Here is a 10,694-nt window from a genome sequence, read left to right on the forward strand (position 1 = left end):
CGCGCGTCGCGTCGGTGCGGGTCGGCGGCACCACGGTCGGGCCGTTCACCGCGACCTGCCGCAACGGCGCCATCACCACCAGCGCCCCCAAGAGCGGTAGCGGCAACCTCAAAGTCACCGGCGGCGGCCATGGCACCGCCGGGGTCATCACCGTCACCACCGGCACCGCCCCCAACCGCACCAGCGGAACCGGCGGCCCCACGTCGGCCAAGCCGACCGTCGGCACGGCAATCACCGTCACCGTCGCGACCGTCAGCTGTGGTGTCGGCACCCCGCCGCCGCCCACCGGTAACCCGCCCACCGGCACCCGCCCGGCCCCTACGCACAAGCCCGGCGCCCCCGGGACGTCCCGGCCGGGCACGCCAGGTGAACGGCACCAGCAGGGCGACAACCCGGGTGACCGGACCGCGCCCAAGCCGCAACCGAAGCCGGGCCACGTCGCCGTCACCGGCTGATCACCCCCAGGCCGCGCGGGCCCGCGCCCCCACCTCAACCCTCCAGCGCGGGCCCGCGCACCCCTCCCGCTCCCACATCCCCACCGGGCGCCCCTCCCCACGCCCACACAGCACCCCATCGACTCACCGACCAGGGGAGATCTCCATGTCCACGCTCGTCTTCAGCCACGCCAGCCCCGACTACCCTGACACCGCGTCCGACGAGGACGTCCGGGCCGTGCACTTCGTCGGCTCGCTGCCCGCCGTCTTGACCGGCGACCACCGCGCCACGATGCAGTGGTTCCTCGACCACCGCACCGACACATCGCTGACCGGATTGCCGTGTGATCCGGATCCGCGGTGGATCATCGACTGGCTCGACGGCCTCGCCGCCGTCGACGCCCTTGAACCCGTCCGCACCGGCCACTCCGCAGACTACGACGACATGCCGACCTACCGCCTCAAGCGCGACCGCTGGCTGGAATCCGAAGACCTGTCCCTCGGCCGCGCCGCCCACACCGACGCCGTCATGGCCGCCCGCGCCCAGCTACACGACGACCGCGACTTCCCACCGCACCAGGTGTCAATCCCGAACCCGTACGACCTGGCGCTGTTCACCTTCGGCACCCCGACCGCCGCGGTCACCCATCTGCCGGTGTTCCGCCAGGCCGTGCTCGACGACGTCCACACCATCCACCGCCAGCACGGCAAGCAGGTCGTCTACCAGCTCGAGACCCCCGCAGTCCTCGCGACGCTGGACCGCACCCCGCGACCACTCTGGCCGGCGGCCGTGCGGGCGCTGGCGAAGCAGGTCGCGCGCGTGTTCGCAGACGGACCCCGTGACGCGACGTGGCGGATCCACCTCTGCCACGGCGACCTCAGCCATCAGCCGCTTTTCGCCCTGACCGACCTCGTGCCTGCCGTGCAGTTCCTCAATACCCTCCATAAGAAGCTGCGACGGCTGCGGATCCCGATGCCCGCGGTGCACATCCCGATGTGCACCGGCACCCAGGCCCCGCCGACGGATCCGCGGTTCTACCGGGCGCTGCGGCACCTGCGCCGCGACATCGACGTCATCGCCGGCCTCGTCGACGAAAACCACCCCAAGGCTTCCCACACCGCACTGGAACTGGTCGAGACCGAACTGGACCGGCCCGTCCTGGCCGTCGCCGCCGCCTGTGGGCACGGCCGCCGCCTTGTACCGCAGGCCGTCGCCAACGCCGCGCTGGCCCGCGAACTCGCCCGCCACACCACCGACACCCCGGCCCGCTGAATCCACCTGGAGAGGAACTGCCGAGATGGACACCACGACCACCCCGACACCGTCCGCGGCCGGCCAGCTTGCCGACGAAGGCGAGACGCTCACCCCGATCCTGCGCACCGGAATCGTGCCCACCCGCGCGCTCTCCGGCGGCCGAATGCACTTGCCCGGCGCCACCACACTCGCCCCGCAACGGCACGACACCACCGAAACCGCGATCGCGATCATCAGCGGCCACGTCGCCGTCCTCTCCGGCAACGCCATGCAGCCCTTCCACCCGCAGGCCGGAGACATGATCTACATCCCCGCGACCCTGCCGTATGCGGTGGTCAACCTCAGCAACAACGCCTCCGTGCTGGCCCAGGTCTTCCGCACCGACCCCGGCTTCGACACCGACGTCCACCGCATGCCCGAACTCGACCGCGCCGTCCGCGACCAGATCCCCGACCTGCGCCGCGCCCACCACAAAGCCCTGCTCACACGGCGCAGCGGCCGCGCCCGCCGCACCTGACCCCGTTCTCACCCGTCGTCCAGCACCACGCCACCCGCCGACCAGACCCGTTCGGCGCCTCCCCGCTCCTGGCGTGCCACACCACCCGGCTCGATCAGGAAGACGTCATGCGCACTTGGATCACCGACACCGCCCGCGATTTACTCGACGACCCGCCGCCCGGCGGATCGGTCACTCTCGACGAGATCGCCGCCTGCGCGTGCATCACGACCTGTCAGCTGCGGGCCTACTACGGCTCGGTCGAGGCCATCGTCGCTGACATCCCCGCACGCCCGAGCCAGATGGGGCGGTGCTGACGATGCGCTGGACGAACCTCCATCTGCGCGGCGTCGGTGCCGCGCTCGGCGAGCTCGTGGCCGTCGACGACCTCGAGTCCAGCCGGATGCTGCACGGAGCGACCAGCCAGCGCGCCGTGTCGATCGCCCACGGCAGCACCGGCATGGATCTGGCCGTCCGCGCCGGCCGCAACGCCCTCGCCAGCATGGCCATGACCACCATCGGTCCGCTCCCGGTGCCCGACTTGCACTTCCACGCCGCGATCTGGCGCGGCAGCCGCGGCATCGACTTCTGGTCCCGCGCCGCCTACGTCCGCTCCCGCCTCGGCCTGCCCGCCGGCCGCGGGATCGCCACCGAGCTCAACGCCATGAGCAACAGCCTCGTCGGCGGCATCGACATCTCCGCCCGCGTCCTCGCCGGCAGCCCCGACCTCGACACCGTCCTGCTCACCGGCGGCGAAACCTTCGGCCCGCCCGCCTTCGACCACCTCACCGCCGACCACGGCATCGCCTACGGCGACGGCGGCTCCGCCCTCATCCTCGGCCATCACCCCGGCCTCGCCCGCATCCTCGCCACTAGCTCCTACACCGACCCCACCCTCGAACAACTCCACCGCGGCAACCACCGCTTCGCCCCCGCCGGCACCACCGAACTCGGCATCGAACGCATCCGCGAGCGCAAACGCCAATACGCCGACGCCGTCGGCGCCGCCTCGATTACTCGCCGCAACCACGAGGGCGTCCGCGCCGTCATCGACGAGGCGCTCCAGGACGCCGAGCTCGACCTCGACCAGCTGCGCTGGGTGCTGCTGCCGCATTACGGACGGCACCTGCTCGACACCCAGTGCCTGCAACCACTCGGCATCACCGCCGACCGCACCCTCTGCCACGCCGGCGACCAATGGGGCCACATCGGACCCAACGACCAGATCATCGGCCTCACCCACCTGATCACGCGCGGCGCGGTCGACCCCGGCGACCACGTCGCACTGCTCGGCATCGGGATCGGCATGACCTGGACCGCCGCAATCCTCCGCCTCGACACGGTGCCGCCCGGTCTGAGTGTCCTTGCCCCACCCCTGCGCTGGCCCTGGCGCACGTCGGCCGACGCACAGAGCTGACCACCGGCCCGCCACGCCGAGTTTCCGAGGACTCCCATGCCCGACCCCTACCGACCGTCGCGCCTCGACCAGGCCGTCTTCGGCGCCCCCTTCATCGTCATCGACGCAGGCAATCACGCACACACGATCACCCGTCGCCTCGACGACGCCGCCGCCATCCTCAACATCGACGACGCGGCCCGAGCGATCGTCGGCACGCTCCGCCCGCCCCTCCTGGCCATCGACATCGACCCCGAAGACACCGGCGCACATGCCGACGAGGGCGAGGTCGTCGCCGAACAACTACTGCTTTGGGCCGATCGCTACGGCCTGCCCTGGCTTCGGCGCGCTTCCGGCCGCCCAGGGCACACCCACCTCGTCATCAAGACACCGCCATGCCTGCGTCAAGAACTGCAGCGCGTCGTCTACACGGTCTCCACCAGGCACAACGTCTCCGCCACCGTCCGGTCAACCCTCCGGCTCACCTCCTCGCCACACCGACACCGGCTGCCCAGCCCGATCCTGAGCTGCACGCTGAGGACAAGCGACGTGCCAGAGCTCGTCACGTCCGGGGCCCCGCGGGTTATACGACCGGCGCGTCGCCGCGGAGCCTCGAACGTCAGCAGGTCCGAACGCGAGTACGGCCACGCTCTCGCACTCGCCCGCGCCGGCCACACCACAGCGCACGCCTGGGCCTTCGCCAACCTCGCCGACACCAAGGCCCGCGAGATCGGACAGCAAGCCTGGCGACGCTGGTTCTGGGCACCCGCCACCACGACCGCCGCCGCCGAACGCGGCCTCACCGAGCAGCAGGCGTGGGACCTCTTCCACCAAGCGTCCCCGATGCAAGCTGCCCACGTCGGGCGAGACGCCTGGCGCCGCAACCGCTGGCTACCCGCGCTGCGCGAGGCGGCCGAACCTAGGCCGCGACGCCGACGCCTGCGCCCACCTCAAACTGGCAACCACAAGAACGAGCCATCACCCCGTCAGCTACGACACATCCGTGCCGAGCTGCAAGCGGCCGTGGACAAGCAGTTGTCGCGCAGAGCCAGCACTGCGGTGCGCACCGGCACGATCGCCGGCGTACGGATCAGTAGCTTGCGCGCAGCTCTCGACGCATTCGCGCACGCCGTCCTCACGACACGGGGATCGATCTCGATTCGCCACTGGGCCGAGCGCGCCAACCTCGACCCCAAGACTGTACGGCGCGCACGAGATGCCGCTCTCGAACTGGGCATCCTCAAACGCGTGCACAAGTACACCGGAGGCGAGACAGACTGCGACGCATTCATCTTGACTGAAAGTGCAACGGGAAATCCCAACACAGAGTTAACTTCCCCCACTCCGTACACCCCCAGCCTCGGCCAAGCGGACCCCCTCAGGCTGTGGTCACAGCATCAGCGCGACAGACGCCAATTCGCCACTAACCACAGCCCGAGAGTCAAGACCGCTGAAGTCGACGATGAGCAGCCCGCAGTCGAGCCTTTACCCACTGCCACCACCGACGCCATCCCTTATCGGCAACGTGAACTCGCTGGAGTCGACAGCGCGCATCTCCGATACGGCAACTTCCTCCATCGCGTCGATCGCCTTTGCGGGGATCGAGATACGCCCGCGCGTTCGAATCGCGGGGAAGGCGCCTTCATCTACGGCGCGGTAGATGGTCATCGCAGAGACACCGAGCAAGCTAGCCGCCTGACCGACTGTCAGGAAACGCGGCGTGCTAGCAATGGATTCGGACATCACAAGCCTCCGATGCTACAGCAAGGGGAGGACGGCACCGAAGGACGAATGACCGCCCACATCGACACCATTGACTTCAGCATCCACCGGAGACACCAATTCGTCAACCGACAAGACTGCGCCAGGTCACGCGGGCCGCAGCTGAGCCTGTGGATCCAGGCTAGCCGCAACTGGACGCGCTAGTCGCGTCGAATCAGCGGGTCGAAATCGTCCGTGGGCGACTCGGCCCATCGATGTATTCAAGGGAGCGTAACGGTTTCAGCGCGGTCGATCACCGCAAGCCCCGCGTCGGGCGCCACCTGATCACCGACGCTCACGGCACCTCGCCCGCGGTGAGGCTGACTGACGTCGGCGGCGCGCAGTGACCTTCCGGCCTACGAGTGCGGCACCGATACCCGCTGCCGCACTCGTACCCACGTCAGCGCCGAGCAGGGACACAAGTATGAATGCAACTATTGCGACCATGGCGGCAGAAATGCCTCCAACAAGAATCGCTGTCCATAGCAGCGACTTGGCTCGACGAACCCGATCATCATCGGATAAGATCCACGTCCCTATGTTGCCCAGGTGCAGCGAAGCTGCACCAGGACTGATGTGGTCGCCGGGAACCACTCTCGCGTTGCACATGGAGTGCGAGAGGCACTCACGCTGACAGTTCGACAGTCTCGAGCAGCACGAAGTCGAATGGGGTTCGGTAGTTGACACGAGCTCTCCCAGGACGGGAATCTTCCGGCTGCTCGGTCAATCGATCGTCTGTCCCGATCGACTCTGCTACCGCTTACCCCGCGCGGAAGCGCGGGTCCATCATCCTGGTGTCGTGAGCGACTACGGGCGGTCCTGGCGAACCGGTGCTCCACCCACGCTCCGCGTCAGACGATCGACGCGGTACTGCGATGGCGACTTTACCAGACGCCGCGCACATCACATTACCCGTTCTGCGGCGTCTACGTGCCCGGCGACTCGTAGCGGCCGCGGTACACCCGTTCACCGTTCTCACCTGCTCGCCATGACAGACTCAGGCGTCCTCCGACCTTCCACAGATCGGCCCAACGACGTAGATTTCGTTCGGTGGCGCGACCGTCGAAGGCGCGAGCGATCGAGTTGCTGGCGATGCAGAAGCCGCGGTCGCCGTCATCGGTCGTCACTGCCAGCCACAGTGCCCACCTGCGGTCACCTTCTGGGGTGCGACATGGAACGTAGTTGGAATCGAGACGCCAGGAGACACAGGGCGTTGTCAGGATGACGCCCTCGTAGGTGACTCCCGCCTCCGACTGTTTCCACGGCTGAAGGTAGTGAGGATCGAAGAAGAAGTCGGTCAGTGCTCCCACTTGGCAACTCTACCTCGATCGTCCAGTGGAGCACGAATATCGATTTGTCCAACATGGGAAAGGCCGACGAACTTGAACGGCCAGTCTACGTCAATATCCAAAATGACAGATTAGTCCGATATGCCAGGCTTGTCCAGCCGATCTGTGACGTTGTGTTGCTTGTGGGGCCGTGACGCGACTGCAAGTGGTAGCGGCGGATCGTGGTCACGCGATTGTTCTCGTATGACGAGGTGGGGTAGCAGCCGCGCGGTGCCGCGGCAAGCTGGTGGAGTGCTGGCCTTGGGTGGACTGTCGCTGCTGGTGGCGGTGTCTGCGCTGCTGAAATGGCCTGATTGGGCGGCGCTGGGGCGATGGGCCCGGCCACACGCGGTAGTGCTGGTGCTGCTCGCAGTCACAGTCGCGTGTGTTGCCGTCGGGATCCGATTGTTGCGGGGTGCCCGGGCGCCATCGGCGCGCACGCCCGTAGTGAGCTGGTGGTTCGTGGCCGGCGCGGCCATCGTCGTCACCCTGGTCGCGTGGGGTGCGACGAGCTGGCTGCTGGGCGAGGCCGCGGCGGCGAAGGACGTCGGGTCGGCCCGGGTGGATGCAATCAAGACCGGGCTCGGGATCGCCGCCGGCGCTACGGGCGTCTTCGCGTTGCTGCTGTCGGTGCGGCGGCAGTGGCACACCGAGGCCGACGCGATCGAGAAGAACGTCACCGAGCTCTACACCAAGGCCGCCGACCAGCTCGGCTCCGACCAAGCCCCGGTCCGCATGGCCGGGCTCTACGCCCTGGAACGCCTCGCCCACGGCAACCCGCTGCAACGCCAGAGCATCATCAACGTCATCTGTGCCTACCTGCGCATGCCTTACACCCTGCCCGACGATCAGCCACCGAACGCTGACACCGACGAAGCTGAAGTGCTGCGGGACGAGCACCGGGAACGGACCCAGGAACGCGAAGTCCGCCTCGCCGCCCAGCGCATCCTCACCGACCACCTCAAGCCGAACCGGCCCGAAGCCTTCTGGGCCGACATCGACCTAGACCTCTCCAACGCCCACCTGATCGACTTCAACCTCGAGTTTGCCCAGACAGGGGACGCCAGGTTCGGCCGCGCAACCTTCTCCGGCGCCGCCTCGTTCGAGCACACGACCTTCTCCGGTGGCCTCTGGTTCGACCACGCGACCTTCTCCGGCACCGCCTCGTTCGACTACGTGATCTTCCCCAGCGTCGTCTGGTTCGACCACGCGACCTTCTCCAAGGTCGCCTCGTTCGCCCACGTGACCTTCCCCGGCGGCGTCTCATTCAACTACGTAACCTTCTCCGACGTCGTCTGGTTCGACCACGCGACCTTCTCCGACCTCGCCTCGTTCGACTACGCAACCTTCCCTGGTGACGTCTCGTTCGAGCACGCGACCTTCTCCAGCGTCGTCCGGTTCTCCTCCGTTACCTTTTCCAGCGCACCTAGGTTCGATCATGTGACCTTCGATGACGTCGTGTCATTCCGCGGCGCGACGGCGGACGGCACCCCATTCGCCTTCAGGCCAGTTCGGGTCCCGGAGGCGTCGTCTTGACATCCTGGTCCGGCGGCGTGCATGCAGGCATGGCAGAGCGGCGGACAGCAGCTGCTGGCTCAACGTCTCAGTCCCCAGCAGAAGCCGCAGTCGCGGCATCCAAGCCCTCGGCGATGGGTTCCTCGCGGATGTGGCCCGTCCGATCGCCATTGTCAAGGACTTCAGTGCTGAATGCCCGTTCGGCATAGACGACAGGGTCGAGCGCAGACCCGTGGCCGGTGAACTTAGTTACTGTTCAAGCCATGGACCAGCAGTCACTTCGGGAATCCTCGCAGCGTTGGATGCACGCCGCACTGGACGCGTTCGGCCACGGCGAGGCCCTCGACTTCGCCGTTCATCATGCCGGCGTCGGCCTGGAACACCTTCTCAAGGCTTACCTTTGGTCGTTGCACCCGGCCCTGGTCCTCGACGCAGCGCACCTCCCGTCTCTGCTGCACGCGGTCGGATACGGTGACCGCTCAAGCGTCCACCAGAGCCGCGCTAAGTCCATCGGGCTGAAAGCAGCGTTCGATCGAACCCGGATGCTGCTCATGCCGAAAGTCGCGGTCACTGAGGCGAAGTTCGAGCCGGTAGTCGCCGCCCGGAACGGCGTTGCCCACGTCGGCTCACACGACTCCGCAGCCGCGCGCGACGTCATCGGCATCTGCATCAGGGTCGCCACGCCCGTCCTCACTGAGCTCGCGATCAGCCCGCGGGACTACTGGGACCAGTACATCGGCCTTGTGGAAGAACTGGCCGAAGAGCACATCAACGAACTGCGGTTGGCCTACGAGGCGAAGACCACGCGAGCGCGGCGCACGTTCCAGCAGCGATTCGATGAACTGGCAGCTCGCGAACGAGAAGGACTAATCGCGGCCATCGCCGCATCAGACTTCGACCTCGATGCCTACGGCATTCAGGTCGACTGTCCTGTCTGCACGAGTAAGGCACGGCTGGACGGGACCAACAAGATCGTCCGGGATGTCGGCGCCGAGAACGCGACCGAAGATAGTGCTCCGCTACTGGTGTTCTACCCGGACTACCTCCGATGCGCCGTCTGTGGGCTGGAACTCATGGAAGACGAACTCGAGCTTGCCGACCTTGACCAACCACGAGACCGAAACGTCGAGAATCCTTGGGACTACATCGAGGTCGACGAAGACCTCGCCTACGAGAGTGCGCGCGAGGAGAGGTTCGAAGGTTGACGGCAGCCAACCGCAGCCCGGAAAGTGACTATCTCGCCCACGGCGAATCCGTCGGAGTAGAACTGTTTGTCCAGGTCAGAGCTAGTCCGGCACCCTACGACCTGCACCGTGACCTTCTGCCTATGGCACGCGACGATGCCGGCGCGGCGCAGGCACCGACCCGATGGTTGTAGTCCTCGCAGAAGCCCGCCAAGCGGTGTCGTGGACGCGGCTGACGCTGGGTGAACGAGCGTAAGTCGGCCTCGGCGACCACTCGGGTTCGACTGGGCGACCTCAGGCGGCCTCGGGGCCGTGCGATCGCGACTTCTGTGCGCACCGCCCTAAAGGCGCGAGGCGCGCCTGGCCGTGACTGTGTTTGCTGACGTCAGATGCTCATGAATCTTGACGTCACTTAGGGGCTCAAAGCATGATCAATGTCGGTGAATTCTGACGTCACTTGGCGACGCGCTTGCGGGTCTGGGCCAGGCGATAGGAGTCGGTACCGGTTTCGATGATGTTGCCGCCGAAGGTGAGGCGGTCGACGATGGCAGCGCAGAGGCGCGGGTCGGTGAACGTCTTGGTCCAGCCACCGAAGCTTTCGTTGGACGCGATCGCGACCGAGGCCTTCTCCTCGCGTTCGGTCAGCACCTGGAAGAGCAACTCGGCGCCGCGGCGATCAAGTTCCATGTAGCCCAGCTCGTCAATGCAGAGCAGGTCGACGCGGCCGTAGCGGTTGATCGTCTTGGACAGCACCAGCTCGTCGGCGGCCTCGACCAGCTCGTTGACCAGCTTGGTGGCCAGGGTGTAGCGGACCCGGAACCCGGCCATCGCGGCCTCGGTGCCCAAAGCGATCAGCAGGTGCGACTTACCGGTGCCGGAGTCACCGATCAGGCAGAGCGGCAGACCCTTCTTGACCCATTCGCAGGTGGCGAGGGTGTGGATGATGGCCGGGTCGACGTTGGTGTTGGCGTCGAAGTCGAAGGCGCGCAACGACTTCTCCCGCGGGAACGCGGCGGCCTTGATGCGGCGCTCGGAACGTCGGCGGGCCCGGTCGTCGCATTCGGCCATCAGCAGCTCGGCGAGGAACCCGCGGTAGGACATCTGCTCGCGAGTCGCCGCGTCGGCAATGTCGGGGAACTGGCTGCGGATGGTGGGCAGGCGCAGCATCCGGCAGGCCTGGTCGACGGCGGCGTCGGCGGCCTGCTCGGTCAGGCCGCGGTGGCGTGTGGTGCTCATGGTCCGGTCGTCCCTTCCTCGTCGGTGCCGGTAGTGGTGCGGCGGCGAAGCAGCTGGTCATAGACCGCGACCGAAGGCAGCGGCCGCGG

General features: G+C 67.2%; 9 protein-coding genes and 1 pseudogene. 8 read left to right on the forward strand and 2 right to left on the reverse strand.

The genetic code is table 11. The annotated features are described in order from the left end of the window. The 6 genes and pseudogenes from ACWEVN_RS42170 to ACWEVN_RS42195 form a co-directional block, all read left to right on the forward strand. Positions 1-455: pseudogene (locus ACWEVN_RS42170) on the forward strand (hypothetical protein); the annotation flags it as partial. 145 nt (positions 456-600) lie between these two features. Continuing rightward, complete coding sequence (locus ACWEVN_RS42175) at positions 601-1,707, forward strand: hypothetical protein (RefSeq protein ID WP_452055018.1); 1,107 nt, start codon at positions 601-603, stop codon at positions 1,705-1,707. Between the two features lie 25 nt (positions 1,708-1,732). Then, complete coding sequence (locus tag ACWEVN_RS42180) at positions 1,733-2,206, forward strand: hypothetical protein (protein ID WP_452055019.1); 474 nt, start codon at positions 1,733-1,735, stop codon at positions 2,204-2,206. A gap of 107 nt (positions 2,207-2,313) precedes the next feature. Further along, entirely contained in the window at positions 2,314-2,502 is a 189-nt protein-coding gene (locus ACWEVN_RS42185) for a hypothetical protein (RefSeq protein WP_452055020.1), read from the forward strand. A 2-nt stretch (positions 2,503-2,504) separates the two neighbouring features. Next, complete coding sequence (locus tag ACWEVN_RS42190; RefSeq protein WP_452055021.1) at positions 2,505-3,602, forward strand: 3-oxoacyl-[acyl-carrier-protein] synthase III C-terminal domain-containing protein; 1,098 nt, start codon at positions 2,505-2,507, stop codon at positions 3,600-3,602. Positions 3,603-3,638: 36 nt separating this feature from the next. Next, the gene (locus tag ACWEVN_RS42195; RefSeq protein WP_452055022.1) at positions 3,639-5,507 is read left to right on the forward strand and encodes a hypothetical protein; all 1,869 of its coding nucleotides are present in this window, start codon (positions 3,639-3,641) and stop codon (positions 5,505-5,507) included. Between the two features lie 761 nt (positions 5,508-6,268). On the opposite strand, the gene ACWEVN_RS42200 is transcribed toward ACWEVN_RS42195, so the two are convergent. Next, positions 6,269-6,652: a hypothetical protein gene (locus ACWEVN_RS42200; RefSeq protein WP_452055023.1), complete on the reverse strand. Its 384-nt coding sequence runs from the start codon at positions 6,650-6,652 to the stop codon at positions 6,269-6,271. 270 nt (positions 6,653-6,922) lie between these two features. On the opposite strand from ACWEVN_RS42200, the gene ACWEVN_RS42205 reads away from it, so the two are divergent. Further along, positions 6,923-8,206, forward strand: a complete 1,284-nt coding sequence (locus tag ACWEVN_RS42205; RefSeq protein WP_452055024.1) for a pentapeptide repeat-containing protein — start codon at positions 6,923-6,925, stop codon at positions 8,204-8,206. Positions 8,207-8,448: 242 nt separating this feature from the next. Next, positions 8,449-9,390: a hypothetical protein gene (locus ACWEVN_RS42210; protein WP_452055025.1), complete on the forward strand. Its 942-nt coding sequence runs from the start codon at positions 8,449-8,451 to the stop codon at positions 9,388-9,390. A gap of 432 nt (positions 9,391-9,822) precedes the next feature. Here the strand turns inward: ACWEVN_RS42210 and istB are convergent, their stop codons facing one another. After that, positions 9,823-10,605 (reverse strand): IS21-like element helper ATPase IstB, encoded by a 783-nt coding sequence (gene istB, locus ACWEVN_RS42215; RefSeq protein ID WP_449678657.1) that lies wholly within the window; start codon positions 10,603-10,605, stop codon positions 9,823-9,825. Positions 10,606-10,694 lie beyond the last annotated feature (89 nt).

The organism is Amycolatopsis sp. NPDC003861, assembly GCF_053605405.1.